This is a genomic window from Acinetobacter sp. WZC-1, assembly GCF_052544965.1.
The window spans coordinates 1841232-1860218 of the sequence record NZ_CP199370.1; the positions used below are offsets into that span (position 1 = coordinate 1841232).

The 18987-nt window shown below is 44.5% G+C and carries 19 protein-coding genes; 4 read left to right on the forward strand and 15 right to left on the reverse strand.

Annotated elements, in window-relative coordinates:
* Nucleotides 1–176: 176 nt before the first annotated feature.
* The 6 genes from mfd to ACT6PV_RS08555 all read right to left on the reverse strand — a co-directional run bounded on the left by mfd (nucleotide 177) and on the right by ACT6PV_RS08555 (nucleotide 7627).
* Nucleotides 177–3635: a transcription-repair coupling factor gene (gene mfd, locus ACT6PV_RS08530; protein ID WP_445115958.1), complete on the reverse strand. Its 3459-nt coding sequence runs from the start codon at nucleotides 3633–3635 to the stop codon at nucleotides 177–179.
* Between the two features lie 213 nt (nucleotides 3636–3848).
* Nucleotides 3849–4202, reverse strand: a complete 354-nt coding sequence (locus ACT6PV_RS08535) for a hypothetical protein (RefSeq protein ID WP_445117075.1) — start codon at nucleotides 4200–4202, stop codon at nucleotides 3849–3851.
* A gap of 132 nt (nucleotides 4203–4334) precedes the next feature.
* Entirely contained in the window at nucleotides 4335–5276 is a 942-nt protein-coding gene (locus tag ACT6PV_RS08540) for a Dyp-type peroxidase (protein ID WP_445115959.1), read from the reverse strand.
* Nucleotides 5277–5618: 342 nt separating this feature from the next.
* Nucleotides 5619–6404, reverse strand: a complete 786-nt coding sequence (locus ACT6PV_RS08545) for a glutathione S-transferase N-terminal domain-containing protein (protein ID WP_445115960.1) — start codon at nucleotides 6402–6404, stop codon at nucleotides 5619–5621.
* A 33-nt stretch (nucleotides 6405–6437) separates the two neighbouring features.
* A complete protein-coding gene (rraA, locus tag ACT6PV_RS08550) occupies nucleotides 6438–6950 on the reverse strand; it encodes a ribonuclease E activity regulator RraA (RefSeq protein WP_445115961.1) in 513 nt (170 codons plus the stop codon).
* Nucleotides 6951–6961: 11 nt separating this feature from the next.
* Entirely contained in the window at nucleotides 6962–7627 is a 666-nt protein-coding gene (locus tag ACT6PV_RS08555) for an NAD-dependent epimerase/dehydratase family protein (protein WP_445115962.1), read from the reverse strand.
* A 237-nt stretch (nucleotides 7628–7864) separates the two neighbouring features.
* Here ACT6PV_RS08555 and rpsT point away from each other — a divergent pair, with 237 nt between their 5' ends.
* On the forward strand, nucleotides 7865–8134 hold the full coding sequence (rpsT, locus tag ACT6PV_RS08560) for a 30S ribosomal protein S20 (protein WP_445115963.1): 270 nt from the start codon (nucleotides 7865–7867) through the stop codon (nucleotides 8132–8134).
* Between the two features lie 109 nt (nucleotides 8135–8243).
* On the opposite strand, the gene ACT6PV_RS08565 is transcribed toward rpsT, so the two are convergent.
* The 9 genes from ACT6PV_RS08565 to ACT6PV_RS08605 form a co-directional block, all read right to left on the reverse strand.
* Nucleotides 8244–8456 (reverse strand): hypothetical protein, encoded by a 213-nt coding sequence (locus ACT6PV_RS08565; protein ID WP_445115964.1) that lies wholly within the window; start codon nucleotides 8454–8456, stop codon nucleotides 8244–8246.
* Nucleotides 8457–8569: 113 nt separating this feature from the next.
* Nucleotides 8570–9678 (reverse strand): IS3 family transposase gene (locus ACT6PV_RS08570; protein WP_445115965.1). Its coding sequence is split into 2 segments (ribosomal slippage): nucleotides 8570–9426 and nucleotides 9426–9678, totalling 1110 coding nucleotides; the frame shifts between segments, so codons are not numbered across the junction.
* A 53-nt stretch (nucleotides 9679–9731) separates the two neighbouring features.
* Nucleotides 9732–10589, reverse strand: a complete 858-nt coding sequence (locus ACT6PV_RS08575; RefSeq protein WP_445115966.1) for a type VI immunity family protein — start codon at nucleotides 10587–10589, stop codon at nucleotides 9732–9734.
* A complete protein-coding gene (locus ACT6PV_RS08580) occupies nucleotides 10589–11908 on the reverse strand; it encodes a type VI immunity family protein (protein ID WP_445115967.1) in 1320 nt (439 codons plus the stop codon). Before ACT6PV_RS08580 ends, ACT6PV_RS08575 begins: the two co-directional genes overlap by 1 nt.
* Nucleotides 11908–13209, reverse strand: coding sequence for a type VI immunity family protein (locus ACT6PV_RS08585; RefSeq protein WP_445115968.1), 1302 nt, complete (start codon nucleotides 13207–13209; stop codon nucleotides 11908–11910). The genes ACT6PV_RS08580 and ACT6PV_RS08585 overlap by 1 nt, the downstream gene beginning before the upstream one ends.
* Before the next feature lie 18 nt (nucleotides 13210–13227).
* On the reverse strand, nucleotides 13228–14241 hold the full coding sequence (locus ACT6PV_RS08590; RefSeq protein WP_445115969.1) for a nuclease: 1014 nt from the start codon (nucleotides 14239–14241) through the stop codon (nucleotides 13228–13230).
* Nucleotides 14242–14262: 21 nt separating this feature from the next.
* Entirely contained in the window at nucleotides 14263–14790 is a 528-nt protein-coding gene (locus ACT6PV_RS08595; RefSeq protein WP_445115970.1) for a PAAR domain-containing protein, read from the reverse strand.
* A gap of 98 nt (nucleotides 14791–14888) precedes the next feature.
* Nucleotides 14889–15632, reverse strand: coding sequence for a histidine phosphatase family protein (locus tag ACT6PV_RS08600; protein ID WP_445115971.1), 744 nt, complete (start codon nucleotides 15630–15632; stop codon nucleotides 14889–14891).
* A gap of 57 nt (nucleotides 15633–15689) precedes the next feature.
* A complete protein-coding gene (locus ACT6PV_RS08605) occupies nucleotides 15690–16547 on the reverse strand; it encodes a 3'(2'),5'-bisphosphate nucleotidase CysQ family protein (protein WP_445115972.1) in 858 nt (285 codons plus the stop codon).
* A gap of 17 nt (nucleotides 16548–16564) precedes the next feature.
* On the opposite strand from ACT6PV_RS08605, the gene ACT6PV_RS08610 reads away from it, so the two are divergent.
* From ACT6PV_RS08610 to recA, 3 genes are all read left to right on the forward strand, one after another.
* A complete protein-coding gene (locus ACT6PV_RS08610) occupies nucleotides 16565–17266 on the forward strand; it encodes an HAD hydrolase-like protein (protein ID WP_445115973.1) in 702 nt (233 codons plus the stop codon).
* The gene (locus ACT6PV_RS08615; RefSeq protein ID WP_445115974.1) at nucleotides 17250–17690 is read left to right on the forward strand and encodes an RNA-binding S4 domain-containing protein; all 441 of its coding nucleotides are present in this window, start codon (nucleotides 17250–17252) and stop codon (nucleotides 17688–17690) included. Before ACT6PV_RS08610 ends, ACT6PV_RS08615 begins: the two co-directional genes overlap by 17 nt.
* A 150-nt stretch (nucleotides 17691–17840) precedes the next feature.
* Nucleotides 17841–18890, forward strand: a complete 1050-nt coding sequence (recA, locus tag ACT6PV_RS08620; RefSeq protein WP_445115975.1) for a recombinase RecA — start codon at nucleotides 17841–17843, stop codon at nucleotides 18888–18890.
* Nucleotides 18891–18987 lie beyond the last annotated feature (97 nt).

The window sequence follows — 18987 nt, forward strand, 5'->3', positions numbered from 1 at the left end:
TAAATACAGTTTGTCCTGATCGTGATCAGCACACTACTTTTTAAACAAACACACTGAGAAAATACGTTAACAAAACATGGGAATCCAGCGGTGTCGGTCGTGTCCGGCTGATTCCGACCGAATGGCAACAACAGTGCGACTCATTCAGATCGGAATCATCGGCCAGTTTTTTTTAACTAATTAATTTCATTAAACAACTTATTCAGCAAATCATTCACAAACTGGATCCGTTTTTCCTGATCTTCAAGCATGACCATGACTTTCAAACGCTGCCCGCCTTCCATACGATAATAGGTCGGTTGTTTTTGCATCAGCTGAATAATGCTGATGGCCTGTACCGGGGTATCCGGAGAAAATTCAATGGCCCCGCCATGACTGCCGATATCAATTCTTGTAATACCAAGCTGCTCCGCCAGAATACGGATCTGATGCACACTGAACAACTGTCTGACCGGTTGTGGCGGCACCCCAAAGCGATCAATCAGCTCCATACGGATATTGTCCAGTTTTTCCCGGGTATCCGTATTACTGATGCGTTTATAAAACAGCAGACGCTGATGCACATCCCCCAGGTAATCATTCGGGATCAGGGCTGGCATATGCAGGCTGATTTCAGCTGTCAGTGATAAGGGCGCATCAAAATTCGGCGTTTTACCGTGCTGAATGGCTTTGGTGGCTTTTTCAAGCATTTCCATATACAGACTATAACCAATGGCCTGCATGGAACCACTCTGCTGCTCACCCAGTAACTCACCGGCCCCACGAATCTCCAGATCCTCCGTTGCCAGCATAAATCCGGCCCCCAGATTGGATGCCCGCTGAATCGCATCCAGTCGTTTTTCGGCATCACCCTTCAGCCCCTTGATTGAAGGCACCATCAGGTAAGCATAGGCCTGATGATGAGAACGCCCCACCCGTCCCCGCAGCTGATGCAATTGTGCCAGTCCCAGTTTATCTGCCCGTTCAATAATGATGGTGTTGGCATTGGGCACATCAATTCCGGTTTCAATGATGGTTGAACAGACCAATACATTATATTCCCTGTGATAGAACTGCTGCATCACCTGTTCCAGTTCCCGCTCACGCATCTGGCCATGTGCGACGGCAACACGTGCTTCCGGGACCAGCTGACGGATATTTTCCGCCTCACGCTCAATGCTCTCTACTTCATTGTGCAGAATATACACCTGACCTCCACGCAGCAATTCCCGCAGAATTGCCTCCTTTATGGTTTCACTGGTCTGTTCATGTACAAAGGTTTTAACCGCCAGTCGGCGTGCCGGTGGTGTCGCAATAATGGATAAATCACGCATTCCCGAAAATGCCATATTCAGCGTACGTGGAATGGGAGTAGCGGTCAGGGTCAGCATATCCACATCTGCGCGCATGGCCTTGATGCGCTCCTTATCGCGCACACCAAAGCGATGTTCTTCATCGACAATCATTAAGCCCAGCTGTTTAAACTGTACATTTTCCTGCAGAATTTTATGCGTTCCAATGACAATGTCCACCCTGCCATCCACCAGCCCCTCAATGGTTCTGGTATGGGCTTTGCTGGAACCAAAACGGGACAACACCTCTATGCGGATCGGCCAGTCGGCAAAACGGTCCTTAAACGACTCATAATGCTGCTGCGCCAGTAAAGTCGTCGGCACCAGCACCGCAACCTGTTTATTGTTCTGTACGGCCACAAATGCCGCACGCATGGCTACTTCCGTCTTACCGAAACCCACATCACCACACACCAGCCGATCCATCGGCCTGGCACGCTGCATATCATGCAATGTGGCTTCAATGGCATTGGCCTGATCCAGTGTTTCTTCATAAGCAAAACCACTGGCAAACTGCATATAAGCACTCTGCTCCAACTCAAAACTGATTCCGGGTTTCGCCTCACGGCGTGCCTGAATGTGCAACAGTTCTGCAGCAACGTCATGAATCTGTTCCAGTGCCTTACGTTTGGCTTTATTCCAGGCATCCGTTCCCAGTTTATGCAGCGGCGCCAGATCAGGATCACCACCGCTGTAGCGGCTGATCAAATGTAAACTGGTGACCGGCACATAGACTTTGGCGTCATCGGCATAATTCAGTTGCAAGAATTCATAATCCTGATCATCAATATTCAGAGTGACCAGACCGGCATAACGCCCCACACCATGATCAATATGAACCACCGGAGCGCCTATATTCAGTTCAGTGAGACTCCGGATCAGAAACTCTTCTGAAACCTCCTGCTGACGTTTCCTGCGGCGTTGCACGACACGGTGTTCATACAGCTGATTTTCTGAAATAACCGATAACTGGCCGCGAATCACCAGACCACGATCCAGCGGCGCATGAGTAATTGCAATAGAAAACTGAGAGTCCATGAAGGCATGAAAATCCTCCACCACCGGAATATCGCCCAGCCCTGGCCGCAATGCATCCTTCAGCGTTTCACGGCGCCCTGCACTTTCAGCCACCAACAACACCGGATGACTGGCTGTATCGATATAATGCTGAACCGCACTGAAAGGTTTTTCCCGTTTCGGATCCACCGGCAGCCTGGGTGGAAGCTCCGTAGGTAGATTGATGACTCCCGCCCTGGCGTCAAATGCATCATCTGCGGCAATCAGTCGGGAAAAGGAATTCAGAAATTCAAAGACCTGATTCGGTTGTATAAAAATTTCTTCCGGCGGTAATAAAGGCTGATCAATATTATGACGTCGCTCTTCATAACGGCGCATGACATCCGTCCAGAAACTGGTCAGATGACCATCAATCTGCTTATCTGTAATGACAATTGCATTGCCAGGGAAGTACGATGTGATACTACTCTGCGTTCGCATCGCTTCCTTACTGAAAAACAAAGGGAAATAAAAGTCCAGACCGGGCGAGGCAATTCCTTCCAGCACATCCTGATAAATCGGATTTTTCTTTGGGTTTGCTGTCGGAAAACTTTCAGCATAACGGTCACGGAAGATGGAACGTGCCTCCTTCAGTGGAAACTCCCTGGCCGGCAATACCGTAAATTGCTCCAGTTTCGTGGTGGTCCGCTGCGTTTCTGTATCAAAAAACTTCAGGCTGTCAATTTCATCATCAAACAGGTCTATGCGTATCGGCGCTTCCTGACCCGAAGCATAGATGTCCATAATACTGCCCCGAACGGCAAATTCACCATGATCATAAACAGTGTCCACCAGGTAATAACCGGCCTGAATCAACCTTAATTTCTGCTGTTCCAGATCAAATTTCTGCCCCACCCGAATATCAAAATGCTCCCCGAGCACCCACGATACCGGGGCCACACGCTGGGCCAGGGTCATGGCCGAGATCAGCAGCACACCCTTGCCTGGCATGCTGGAAAGAATGGACAAACGCTCAGAAACAATGTCCTGATGGGGTGACAGCCGGTCATACGGCAGAATTTCCCAATCCGGGAAAACAACCGGTTTAATGCCGTAAAATTCAAGCTCACTTTCCAGCTGCCCCAGATGCTGATTATTCTGTGCAACCAATACCAAAAGCTGTTCAGACTGTGCTGATATTTCCTTGATTAATAATGCAGCCGATGAACCGAGCATGCCGCCGATCCATCTTTTTTCACCGGCTTTCAGTTGTTTTAAATTCAGTTCAGAGATTTCTTTTTGAAACATGTAAGGGCTTTCTAGTCTATGAGGCATACAGCATATCTTATCATGATGCCTGCTCAGACTGACTGATTTTATCTATCAGCAAACATCGGGAATCAATGGTACAAGGGATGATGTCAGACGTGATCAATCTGCACATTGAAATGCCGAATGATGACTTATTCAACCTCAGCAGCACGCCACATCACATTTATTCAGATCATCTGATGCAGAATGTTATTGGTCACGTAAAAATTGACGATAATATGCGTTTAATTTCTGAATAATGGTTTTTAATTGCTGTAAGTTTTCTTCAGTATTACCCAGTGCATGGTTATAACGCCCTGATGCAATTTCCAGGTCAATTTTTTCATTGATCAGAATCGCTGTATAAAACAATTGCCTTAAATCATCAAAACTGGATAACTTCCGACTGGAAAAATATTGCAACCGTGCAGACAGGCTATTGACCACTATCCCATCCACAATAAAACCCTGTTCATCATCCCGCTGAATATTATGTTCAAGCAGAAAAGCCTGTTCCGCTTTATGCTTTTGTCCCTTGAACAACCCACCCAATCTGGTCAGCATAATCATCAGTCACTTTCAGATATTGTCAGTAGCATCATAACAAATAACTGCTTTTATGTTGTCACGCAGCATAAAAAAGGCAGCTAATCAATTCACTGCCTTTTTTTAAGTCTTTATCATCAATGTGGAAACTTATTCGTCCCCAAGATCATCCAGAAAATCCACAGTCGGAACAAAAAATAACGTGCCTGTCTGGGCGGTACTGAAGTCCAGCAACCGGTCCAGATTGCCCTCGGCATCCCCCTGGAACATATGTTCCAGCATCTGGCGAGTGGTGCTGAATTTACCGGCATAGCCAATGAAGAAAGTGCCATACTCATTTCTGGAAGGATTTGAAAATGGCATATTGGCCCGCATGATTTTCAGTTCATTGCCCTGTTCGTCATGTGCCTTACTGACCACATTGTGCGCTGTCCCCGGTTTCACATCATCGCCCAGTTCAACATCATTGAACTTTTTCCGCCCGATCACCTTTTCCTGTTCTTCATCACTCAATGCCCGCCACTGTTCCATGTCATGCGTATATTTCTGTATAAAGGCATAGCTTCCGCCTGTAAATGCCTTATCTTCCGCACCCACCAATGCATATTCCGCGGCAATTTCAGGCTCTGGATTTTCTGTACCATCCACAAAGCCGATAATGGCCCGACCATCGAAATAACGGAAACCGTGGACTTCATCAATCGGAGACGTCACCTCATGCAACTGCTGCTGGATAATACTGGCCAATTCATAACACAATGCCTGACGATCGGCCCGAATATGAAAAAATAAATCGCCGGGCGTTGAAACAGCTGTATATTTTGGTCCGGCAATTTCCTTAAATGGGCTTAATTCTGCAGGTTTTGGCTGATCCGGAAACAAACGGTCCCATGCATCTGAACCAAATCCCATGGTTGCATTAAAACCACTGTCCGGGTAACGGTTGGTCAGACTGCGTGTTAAAGCTGAAAAATTTGCAGCAAAATCGATTACGGTATCCACAGCCAGATCACCCTGTTCCAGCCCCAGTACAATAAATAGGGCATTTTCGCCTGGACGGCTCATAACTGGCTGAATTCTTTTAAGTTGCATATATTTTCTGCCTTTTAACAGGTGGATGAATGCAGTTAATTTAACACGTCAACGCAGTTCATTCTAATTCAGGCTGTTATTTTTATTGTTTTATATGGATCAATCCATTTCTATCAGGGATTTTTAAGTGGCAAAGAAGCCATCTGGTGCAAAATTCAACTCAATATCTATCAGATGACTGTGATCCATCAGTAAAATATGCCCCAGCGCCCGAAAAACAATTACAGCCATCAAAATAATATGGCGAATACATCCATCAAAGGCTACGTGCCCTCATATCCTTCAGGAAAGACACGCCACCTTCCATTACTTAAATAACTTAAATTTAGCAATAACTTACATTTAGCCGTATTGCCGATTTAAATACTGAACGATATCCGCAGATTCAAATAACTTCGCACCGGTATTCGGATCTTCCAGATAAGGAACCTGAATATCTTTTTTAAATCGTGACATCAGCTGAACAATTTTTTCGCGCTTTCCACCCTGCAGTGGTTCATATTTTCCCGGTTTTAAACGCAGTGATGCCGGACCGAGATCCTGCCAGCGCTCCTTGGCAACATTATGAAAAATAAACGGGAGCTCCAGTTCGGTAAGTACACCACGCACCACCCGGGTATACGGACTCGCTTCAAATCCCCATAGCGCCAGCAATTGCCGAGGTGCCGGACGATCAATAATTTTCCTGTTGATCCATACGCCACGTGCACCATTGATCAAGGTCCCGGCAAAGGCAACCACCGGGTAGCGGGGATAGTTTGCATACCGTTCAGGCGTTTTGCCACTCTTGCCATAATGTTTAAACAGATAATGGATGATGTCCTGTGACTCATACATTGCTGCACCGGTATTTTCATCCACCAGAAATGGAAACTGTTTTTTCCCGCCGGTTTGTTTAACCATCTGGCGGTACTTTGTTCCACCTTTCGGACACGGATAGACTTCATAATCCAGATTCAACAGTGTCATTACTTCACGAACCCGGCGACAAAATGGTGAGCCCTCAAACTCATACAGCTTCAGCGCCTTTTCAGGCTGACGGGGAAAAGCCGTACCGGTTGTACCGCGCCCTCCTGCTGTGACAGATGATGCAAGTGCCTGAACAACCTTAATTTGATGATGCACCATTTTTTTACCCTTCAGCTTTGTATGACCATTGATTTATAAATCGACCAGTTTCTCCTGAGCAACCACAATCCCATTATTATCTGCATAGATATAATTGCCGGAGTTAAATGTAACCCCACCAAAATATAATGTAACATCCACCTCGCCTATGCCTTTACGATGACTTTTTTGTGGAATTGAGGCCAATGCGTGTACACCCAGATCCAGTTCCGCAATCGCATCCACATCACGGACACAACCGTAAATAACCACACCATTCCAGTGATTTTTAACAGCAGACTCTGCAATCATATCGCCCATCAGTGCACAGCGCATGGAAGCCCCACCATCCACCACCAATACTTTACCGGTGCCATCAGTTGCCAGTAATTCCTTGACACGTGAATTATCCTCAAAGCACTTCACGGTCACTATCTGACCACCGAAGCTTTTACGTGCGCCATAACTGCTAAAAAATTTTCCATCCATTGAAGGAATCAGCACCTGTATTTTCAGATCAGGATGATCATCCAGTAAATCACATGTTACAAAAGCCGTTGTCGCCACGTTTTTCTCCTTTATTTGCCATGTTGTATGTATAAATTATCATAAATTTTAAATTTTTCGGTCTGATTCTGTGCAGCCTCAAGCATGCCCTGAGCCACCTGTGCAGCGGTGACCGGTTTGTATTTAAACGTGTCTGGAACCAACTGTGAAAATTTTTCATACAACTTTTGCGTCATGCCCTCAAGTACCCGTTTTTCCTGCCGTTCCCCAAGTAACAGTGACGGGCGAAACACCGAAGCACGGTATAAATCCAGTTGCTGAACATATTGTTCCAGTTCACCTTTCACCCTGTTGTAAAAGAACTGGGACTGGGCATTGGCCCCCATGGCACTGACCAGCAGATACTGGGTCTGAGTGCCCTGCAATAAATTACAAAAATGGGCATTCATCTCAAAGTCAATATGATAAAAGGCGGCTTTTGAACCGGCTTTTTTAATGGTGCTTCCCAGACAGCTGAATGCGTGACTGTGTCCATTGACATCCTGATCATTCAGCAGCAGGAAATCATCCAGTTGCAATTGCTCCACTTTATTCAGCTGATTCAATGCTGCATTGCGGTGGCGTACCACTGCAGTAATTTTCTCACAACTGCCCAGCTGATTCAGCTGTCTGACCAACATCTGCCCTACCAGACCGGTTGCCCCTATTACGATTGCACGTTCAATGGTATGAATCATTTTTTATTCCTGTCTGCCAGTCTCTGTTCTGTCATATAATGTAACGCTTTAAATAAATTTAATCTGCATCTGAAATGTTGTCAGAACCTGTTGGGACTTGACTTTGGCAGTCTGATTCAGCACAATATGCCACTTGTTTACGGGCTGGTGATCATTCTTCTGAAATCTGCTGATCATGATTCAGCACTCAGATGCATGTCAGCCCGCCCAGACCAATCTAATCCAAGGAGTGCACGAGTGGCAAACTCTGCTCAAGCAAAAAAACGTGCTCGTCAAAACGTTAAAGCACGCAAACACAACGCGAGCTTACGTTCTATGGTTCGTACCTATATCAAACGCACAGTAGCAGCTATTGCTACCGGTGAACATGCAGCTGCTGCTGAAGCATATAAAAAAGCTGTACCTGTAATCGACCGTATGGCGGATAAAGGCATCATCCATAAAAACAAAGCTGCTCGTCATAAGAGCCGTTTAAATGCACAGATCAAAGCACTGGCTTCCAGCTAAGGCTGATCCATGTATTTAAAAAAAACCGAAAGCTATATTTAATTTTATACATATAAAATTAAATATATAAAAGCGACCCTTCTTGGTCGCTTTTTATTTTATTGCCAATTTATTCTTTTTTGATTTTGACGATTTCACTCACCAGATGCCATTTAATTTTCCTGGCTTGTTTTAAGACCATATGGTCGTAACATTCTAAAAAACGAGGCGCAATATCGCCTTTGAGTAAAACCACTTGCTGACGGTAATCGTAAACATCATTTTGCTCATAATCATTACGATCATCATAGCCAGCATACACAGGCTGCCCATCTAAATCCACTTGTTCATCATAACGATAAACACCATCTATTTCACAGGGTCGTCCAGATTCTAAGTAAATCTTTTTATTAGATGGTTTACGCTCCTGATAATGTCCATGTGTCCACTTCCCATTTATTGAGACACTTCTAAACTGGAGTTTTCCAGTTTTGCCCTGTACACCGCAGGGGGTAAATTGCCTAAACTTTCATGTGGTCTTTGCTCGTTATAATCCAAACGCCATAACCACGCCATTTCTCTGACCTGAGTCAAATTCTCAAACAAATACGCATTGAGAAACTCTCGCCTAAACGAACCATTAAATCGCTCAATAAAAGCATTCTGCTGTGGCTTCCCAGGTTGTATATGCACCACTTCAATGCCTTGATCTTTACACCAGTCCAGCAATCGCGCAGATATCAGTTCGGGACCATTATCAACACGAAGCTGCTTCGGCAAGCTACGTTGTTGAGCCAGTCGATCCAATACTCTGACAACACGCTCAGCCGGTAACGAGGTGTCTACTTCTATATCCAGACATTCGCGAGTCCCCTCATCAACTATATTCAAGGTACGGAATCGTTTACCGCAATACAGACTGTCACTCATAAAATCCAGCGCCCATTGATGGTTGGCTTGTGCAACCACTTGCAGTGGTCGTGCAATACGCTGGGGCAACGTTCGTTTCTGTCGACGGGGTAAGTTCAATCCCATCTGGCAGTAAACCCGATAAACACGTTTATGATTCCAGTCATAACCCTGCCGACGTATGCGACCAAAACACTTCCAAAAGCCAGACTGGGGAGATTGTTTTAACACCTGATTTAATGCATCAATGACAGCAGCATCCCGTTTGCGCCAGCTCGTGCTTTGCCGATAATAGCTGGCTCGACTGAGTCCACTCAGGCGACAGGCCTGTAATACAGTTAACCCAAGTGAAGCCAGAATACGAACGCAATCTCGCTGATCTGCTGTCACCAACCCTTTTTTGAAAACAGTTCCTTCATGGCATGGTTCTCCAGACTGAGTTCCGCAAACATCCTTTTGAGTCTGGCATTTTCTTCTTCCAGCTCACGCATGCGCTTAACGTCAGATGCTTCCATACCGCCGTATTTGCTTTTCCAGACATAATAGGTGGCATTGCCAATACCATGCTTACGGCAGATATCATCCACTTTCATCCCAGCATCTGCTTCTTTCAAAATGCTGATGATTTGGCTCTCGGTAAATCGTGATTTCTTCATGACTGTCTCCTGACCTTATTTAATCAGAAAACTCCAGTTATGGATGTCTCAGTTTAAGGGAAGTCGACATAATAACTCTCTAAAACAGGTTGATTGCTGGGCAGTAATTGAGGAAATTCTTCAAGTACAAATAAAAAACCCTCTTTTTGTTGCTGTGGCTTAAGGCCAAAATGCTCACAATATTTAGCAAAGGTTTTGATTTCACAAATTCGTTGCACCAGGGTATTGCCGTTATAGGTCAGCCAATCTATGCTTTTAATCCCATCAGCAATACGGCTTCTTTCCATAATATCCGCACCTTGATAAATACCCCAAAAGCGTTCGCCCTGTGCCAATGAATAGTCACCAACCCCTATTGGTTTGAATGGGCGTATATTATGAAAACCTGCCACCGCATGATACACCCCGAGTTTATCAATACACATTTGAATAAGAGACATCAGAATTTGCTTTTGTTCAGGATCAAAAATCAATTGATTGGGCACATGAAAAGTTAATGCTGAACTATATAATTTATGCCCTTCCCAACCACGGTTGGTAAAAGCCATTAATGAATATTCTGGGGCCTCATCACGTTCACCCGATGCACAATACCATTCGATTTGATCATCAGGATGAGAATTTTTAGAAATTGCTTCTTGAATATTTGGCATCTCTGCAATATTGTAATATCGCCCTTTACCTTTTTCGTTTACATAAGCACCCCAAGTGAAATGCTCACCATAGTACTGATTATATGCTTCGATACACTCTGCCAAAGCCTGGCGTTTTTCAGGGCTATGTCCTGCAAAATATAAAAAATGTGCCTGAAACTCTGCGCCAGTAATAAATAAGGAAGGTTGATCTTTTCGATGTTCAGACCATTGAAAATCCTTTAAATAAGGCTCTAAATCTGCATAGCTATTGATCACTATGCATCATCCTGAATACGCACAATCTCACTGACCAGGTGCCATTTAATTTTCCTGGCTTGTTTTAAAACCATATGGTCGTAACACTCTAAAAAACGAGGCGCAATATCACCTTTAAGCAAAACCACATGTTGACGATAGTCTGAAGTCGAGTTTTCAGCATAAAAATTGGTCGGGTCTTTTCTATGTTGAACTCCGATACTAACAGGTTGTCCATCTAAGTCCAGCTGTTCGTCATAGCGATAAACACCATCAATTTCACAGGGTCGTCCAGATTCCAGGTAAATATTATTTTTTTGGGGTTTGCGCTCCTGGTAATGTCCACGATCAGGAAAAATATCAGGCGCATCCAGGCGACGAATCCATTTACGACTGGCTTCAACATCCAAAACTTTATAATTATAACCAACATCCTCACTAATTGCCCAATATGCACCATTACGTAAAGGTCGTAGTGCCTTATTGAGATTGTAATAACTCTCTAAAACAGGTTGATTACTGGGTAATATTTGAGGGTAGTCTTCGAGTTGAAATAAGAAGCCTTCTTTTTGCTGCTGTGGTTTAAGGTTAAAATACTCACAATATTGAGGGAATGTTTTAACTTCACAAATCCGTTGTACCAAGGTATTACTGATATAGGTCAGCCAATCTATGCTTTTTATCCCATCTGAAATTAAATTAGTTTCACTCTCATCCGCTCCTAAATATATCCCCCAGAAGCGTTCTCCTTGTGTGCGAGCATAGTCACCAACTCCAATAGGTCGATAAGGCAGAATACTCTGGAATCCAGCTACAGCATAATAAACCCCAAGTTCCTCAATAAACATCTGAATAAGAGACATCAGAATTTGCTTTTGTTCAGGATCAAAAATCAATTGATTGGGCACATGAAAAGTTAATGCTGAACTATATAATTTATGCCCTTGCCAACCACGATTAGTCATGGCGGAAATCATATATTCAGGGGCTTCTTTTTGTTCTCCTGATGCACAGTACCACTCTATTACATCATCAGGATGTGATTTTTGAGTAATCACCTGCCGTATAGAAGGCATTTTAGGGTCATCTAAATCAGCATAATGCCCTTCTCCCTGGTCATCGTAATATCCCCCCCAAACCAAATGTTCACCAAAATGTTGATTATACGCTTCGATACATTCAACCAATGCCTGACGTTTTTCAAGCGTATGCCCTGCAAAATATAAGAAATGTGCCTGAAATTCAGCACCAGTAATAAATAAAGAGGGTTGATCTTTTCGATGTTCAGACCATTGAAAATCCTTTAAATAAGGCTCTAAATCTGCATAACTGTTGATCACTATGCATCATCCTGAATACGCACAATCTCACTGACCAAACGCCATTTAATTTTTTTAGCTTCTTTCAAAACGGCATTTTCATAAAAATCTAAAAATCGAGGTGCAATATCACCTTTAAGCAATACAACCTGTTGGCGAAGATCATAAACATAATTATGTTGGTAATCATCACGATCATCATAGCCAGCGTGTCTAGGTTCACCTTTAAAGTTTAGTTGATCTTCATAACGATACACACCATCAACTTCACAAGGTCGCCCGGATTCCAGGTAAATATTATTTTTTTGAGGTTTACGCTCTTGGTAATGTCCACGATCCGGAAAAATATCAGGCGCATCCAAACGACGAATCCATTTGCGACTTTCATCAACATCCAAAACTTTATAATTATTTCCAACATCCCAACTGATTGACCAATATGCACCATTCCGTAAAGGGCGTAGTGCTTTATTCAGATTAAAATAACTGTCTAAAACAGGTTGATTGCTGGGGAGTAATTGAGGAAACTCTTCCAATTGAAATAAGAAACCTTCTTTTTGTTGCTGTGGTTTAATATTAAAATGCTCACAATATTTAGCAAATGTTTTAACTTCACAAATGCGCTGTACCAGGGTATTGCTGATATAGGTCAGCCAATCTATGCTTTTAATCCCATCAGCAATACGGCTTCTTTCCATAATATCAGCACCTTGATAAATTCCCCAGAAGCGTTCGCCTTGTGCCAGTGAATAATCTCCCACACCCATTGGCTTATAAGGAAGTACTCCCTGAAAACCAGCCACCGCATGATACGCACCTAATTTATCAATACACATTTGAATGAGAGACATCAGAACTTGCTTTTGTTCAGGATCAAAAATCAATTGATTGGGCACATGAAAAGTTAATATTGAACCAAATAAATTTTTCCCTTCCCACCTACGATTGGTAAAGGCTGTAATAGCGTATTCAGGTGCTTCATCACGTTTACCTGACGCACAATACCATTCAATCTGATCATCCGGATGTTGATTTTTTGCAATAACCTCATGAATACCAGGCATTTCTGAAATATTTGTATAATGAACTTTTCCATCTTTATCAAAATCAATTCCCCAAGTAAAATGTTCTCCATAATGCTGATTGTATTCATTTACACATTCAATTAAAGCTTGACGTTTTTCAGGAGTATGTCCTGCAAAATACAAAAAATGTGCCTGAAATTCTGCCCCTGTAATAAATAAGGAAGGCTGATCTTTTTTATGTTCCAGCCATTGAAAATCCTTTAAATAAGGCTCTAAATCTGCATAACTGTTGATCATAATGTTGTTGTCCATATGTTATGAGTGTGCCAAAGTGGCAAAACCTGTAATCAGTAAACCACCGCCGACAGCTTCTGTAGCACCTATTGCTCCTACGCTCGCAACTGCGCCACCCGCGGCTCCTGCCAGGACCACAGTGCCACAAATAAATGCACCTGCAATGCCGACACTGGCAGTAATTGGAATCATCATGCTTTGGTATTCCTGTAGCGGTACAAATTGGCGATAAAAAATAACTTTGGGGGATGGGGGTGCAATTAGTTTAGCCAAACCACCCAACATACTGGGGATACCTTTCTTAGCTGTTAAACCTGTATTGGCAGGACGAAATGTGGCATTTTTATACGGGGCTGGATTTTTAATAGGCGGATAGACTGGAATTTTCACCTCACCACCTGGTGGCTTTCGAGTATCACAACGACAGTCTTTATCGGTAACCTCACGAACTCGATTTGGAGCTATTAATTTATATGCTTCTAGTTGACCTTTCGCCCAATCATCTTTTCCAAATTTAATTTCAACCAAACGCTCTATATTTTGCTGATCAGGCTTAAATCGTTTCCAATCAATCATGCCTGATTGCCGCATCGCAATAATTTCGGCAGTTCTAATGGTTAAGATGGTGAGATCAGGAATACGAAAAGCTCCTTTAGCCATTTCTTCAATTTGCTTTTGAGCTGCACCAAGTGGAAATTCAGAAGGACGATGCATCCGTTCAGGATTATTACTCATCAATGGTCTTGGAAACTCACCAGTCATATCATACCCGACCTCGGCCAGATATGCCCAAACGCCAAAATTTAAATCAGCTTCGGCTCGGATGGCTGCTGTAACCGTTTGCTGATACAAACTTTGTCCATTTTTCCCGATTTTAGGTGCTTTACTGGCTGCACATATATGAGCGCACAAATAGGTCTTATTCATACCCGTTTCCAACTTAATCTCTGTGCCTTTCGGATTAGTTTTTGTTATTGATGGTTTGGTTTTATCTGGACTGGTGGAACCGGAACCACCTGTATTACGTCCTCCCATTCTAATCGTCCTTATTATTTGTTATTTGTCAGTAATGTGGTATTTATCAAACTCAGGGTCTTCATCATCGTCCAGCAACTCAAGTCTGACCGGCTGCTTTTCATGGGTCCAGATGTGCTGGGTCTGCCCCTGCGCATTGGTATACCCCTCGATCACTGTGCCATCACCCGCAGACATCCGATATTTCTGATCTTCAATCGGAGTGCCGTCATCATCCAGCAGCGTAAAGAATTCATGATGCTTCTGCGGCGTGGAAATAAGCTGCTCGGGCAGGCCCGTTTCATCATCACTGCCATATGACCACCCGATCAGATTCTGGCTGGAAATCAGCGAGCAACCACAACTGATCAGACAACCGTGATAAGCGATGATCTGACCATCCACTACCATCCAGTCCAGTCCCTGAACAATCCGCTGGATTCCACCACAACAGCGAGCCTTCATCCCCAGGGTTGCCATAGGACGTCCCATCGCAAGGCGATAAAGATTGCCTTCCAGCACCACGCCACCACCGGAAGTCCGGTCACCAATACAAATAAAATGAAGCATTGTTTTTCAACGTATTTATAAAGATCGAACAACGAAAATAGTATAAAAATTAACCACAGGCAACAATTGTTTATTTTTAATTGTTAATATTTATTACACTATCCCACCTGTAACTGCTGAAATTCCCGAATGAGCAGCGTGTGCACTTCCCCACGCCAGATCCATTTCAGACGGCTTTCCATAAAACTATCTTCACCTTCAAACCATACAAAAAAGCCTTCCATCATTTGAGGCCAGTCGTCCTGACTCAGTTCTCTGCGACCGGAAATTAAGCTAAGAATTGCCGCCAGAATGGTATCATGACTGACCGCCAGACTCAGACCACGATGCTGTTGCGGATGTCTGTCATAAATCAGTTGCAGTACATCAATCACACCACGGATCGGGTGCTTCATTCCCGGCAGCGCATTCTGCATAAAACTGTTGATAAACCCCACTGCACCCTGTTGTCTCAGATAGGGCCTCGCCTGTGTGGCGTCAACAACAAAACTGCCCGGTTCAACCAATAAGCCCTGCCGCACAATCTCAATCTGATGGAGATGCCCGGCAGCAGATATTCGGTCTGCACCCTGAATCATCAGGGCTGCGGTATCCACACAGCGCTGTATGGGACTGGAAATACACTGCTGAATCACACGATCCGTATAGGTCGTCAGATATTCACCCCATGCCAGTGCCAGCTCACGCCCCTGTTCAGTCAGCGGAAGATCTGCGGAAACCAGTCCCCGCCCCTCAACCACTTCACGAATGGAATGACGGGTAAACAAAGTCACGGGAACACTGACATCCGGCAATAAGTCAAGTGCACTCAGCATACTCTGGGGTAATCGTTCAAGTGTCATGGGTATTCAGTTTAAAGGTTGCTGTATTTGCCATGATCATAGCAGGTGACAGGCCATTCAGTCCTGTAGATTAATACTGGACAACGCATCCAGTGCAAGCGGCTGGATCTCCTGATCCCTGAATGCAATAAAGCCATCATTCAACACGGTGGCTCTCTGGTTATAGGTGAATGGCAACCCATCCAGGCTGACCAGTCCGCCGCCGATACTTTCCAATAGACCCTGTCCTGCACTGGTGTCCCACTCTGAGGTCGGATGAAAACGCGGATAAATATCGATTTCCCCTTCAAGCATCATACAGAATTTATAAGCACTGCCGGCTTCGCGGCGGATGACCGGATTTTCCTGCTCAATATATTCAATATAACGCTGATAGCGCAGATTTTTACTGCTATGACTTAAACCGACCTGAATTGCATCGTTATCGGCATCCTTATATTTACAATAACGCTCCCAGCTTTTTTCACTGAACGAATATTTATAGGGCAACTCAGTTAAATACCCCATATACATCACCTGTTCAGTCGGCACAACAATCACTGCAAATACGGTCTGATGGTTTTGAATCATACTTAAATTAATGGTAAATTCATCACGTTCGTGAATAAACTCCCGGGTTCCATCGAGCGGATCAAGCATCCAGCAGACATCCCACTCATGTCTCCGGGAATGGTCACTTTCTTCAGACAGCACCGGAATATCAGGCGTTATTTCCGCCAGCTGCTGCATTAAATACTGATTAACCCGCAAATCTGCCTGAGTCACCGGAGAACGATCTGCCTTTTCATCAATATTAAACTCACGTCCTGTACAATAATGCTGATATTCTTCCAGGAGAATCTGACCCGCATGCGCCAGGATCGGAACCAATTGAAGAATTTGTGAATCCTGAGGCACCTGAGTTGTTATAAACATTGATTTAAACCTATTTTATGTTCAGTTCCGATAAAAAACCCATCATCATGTTCGATATGGATGGTACCCTGCTCGATCTGGCCTTTGACGATTTCATATGGAATCATCAACTGCCGGCGCATCATGCCTCCACACATCAGTACTCACCTGAACGGAGTCATGCGGTTCTATATGAACTCCATCAGCAATATAAGCATACACTATCCTGGTATTCATCCAAACACTGGACCGCAAAAACCGGGGTGGATGTTTTAAAACTGCAATATGATGCCCGGCATAAAATTCGTGCCCGCCCTGGTTGCTTTAAATTACTGAACAGTCTGAAATTGCAGGGTTATCGTTGCTGGCTGCTGACCAATGCAGACCTGGATGGACTCAATCTGAAGCTTGCCACGGTGAACCTGCAGCCTTATTTTGATCTCATCATCAGCAGTGAGGAAATGGGTTATGCCAAGGAGTCTGTACAATTCTGGCAAATGCTCCATAAAAAATATGCTTTTGAACCCGAAATGTCCATACTTGTGGATGATACGCTACAGGTATTAAATGGCGCTGAAGCATTTGGAATTAAACAGCTGGTCACCATTTTACAACCTTCCAGCAGCAGAGCCGCAAGAAATGCACTGGAACTGGAATATCCCGCCATTGGGGAGCTGACAGAACTGCTGAGTCTGTTACAGCGCATGGAAATGAAGGAAAGCAATGTCAAAACAGCCTGAGCCGCAAAATATGGAATGCATGCGTATAGACAAATGGCTATGGGCTGCACGGTTTTTTAAAACCCGGTCCACCGCCAGGGAAGCCATAGAAGGCGGTAAGGTCCATCATCAGGGTGAACGGATCAAGGTATCCAGAGAAGTCCGCATTGGCATGGAACTGACCATCCGGCAGGGTTTCGAGCAAAAGACTGTCGTGGTCAGAGCGTTATCCACGGTCCGTGGAGGCGCTCCTGTTGCTCAGCAGCTGTATCTGGAAACCGAGGAAAGCATGACCCGCAGGGAGTTGATTTCAGCTCAGAAAAAATTGCATAATTCCGTCCAGCCTGAACATCGGCCAGGTAAAAAAGATCGGCGTGATCTGAAAAAGTTTAAACAAAAAAATGATCAGCAGGCGGACCTGCAGTGGTCATATCATGATGACTAAACCAATACGACAATGCATGTCGCATTGGTTGAAATAAACAATAGTACAGCGCCCACTTTTCTGTCACTATAATTGCCGTGGACAACGGACTTAATGAAAGACATCCACCTGAAGTTATGAGTGATATGACACGTTTTGAGGTTTATGAAGATGGATGATAACAAGAGTAAAGCATTAAACGCAGCCCTGAGCCAGATTGAAAAACAATTTGGTAAAAATACGGTGATGCGCCTGGGTGATAATACCGTACAGGCAGTGGAAGCCGTTTCCACAGGTTCCCTGACACTGGATATTGCGTTGGGGATCGGCGGCTTGCCCAAAGGCCGGATTGTGGAAATATACGGCCCGGAATCCTCCGGTAAAACCACCATGACCCTGCAGGCAATTGCCCAGTGTCAGAAAGCCGGTGGCACCTGTGCCTTTATTGATGCCGAGCATGCACTGGACCCTCAATATGCACGCAAACTGGGTGTGGATATTGACAACCTGCTGGTCTCTCAACCGGACAATGGTGAACAGGCCCTTGAAATTGCAGATATGCTGGTTCGCTCCGGTGCCGTTGATATGATTGTGGTCGACTCTGTCGCTGCACTGACGCCACGTGCTGAAATTGAGGGTGAAATGGGTGATTCCCACATGGGCCTTCAGGCACGTCTGATGAGCCAGGCACTGCGTAAAATTACCGGTAATGCCAAACGCTCCAACTGTATGGTGATTTTCATTAACCAGATCCGTATGAAAATCGGTGTCATGTTCGGTAGCCCTGAAACCACTACCGGGGGTAATGCCCTGAAATTCTATGCTTCTGTACGACTGGATATCCGACGTATCGGTCAGGTGAAGGAAGGCGATGAAGTGGTCGGCTCTGAGACCAAAGTGAAAGTGGTCAAAAATAAAATGGCGCCGCCTTTCCGTGAAGCCATTTTCCAGATCATGTATGGCAAGGGAACCAATCAACTGGGTGAACTGATTGATCTTGCCGTGCAACAGGAACTGATTCAGAAAGCCGGTGCCTGGTATTCCTATCAGGGCAATAAAATCGGCCAGGGCAAAAACAATGTTATCCGCTATCTGGAAGAGAACACGCAGGTGGCACAGGAACTTGATCGGATGATCCGTGAAAAGTTACTGACCACGACCAATGCTGCACCTGTAGAAGAAAAAGACGAAGAAGAGCCAGGCTTCCTATTGGATGCCTGAACACTTTAAATTATTCCTGTAAATAAACGCCTTCCGGGGCGTTTTTTTTCATACAAACTGCGGATTGTTACGACTCTGCTATACGCTGTTCCCCTGC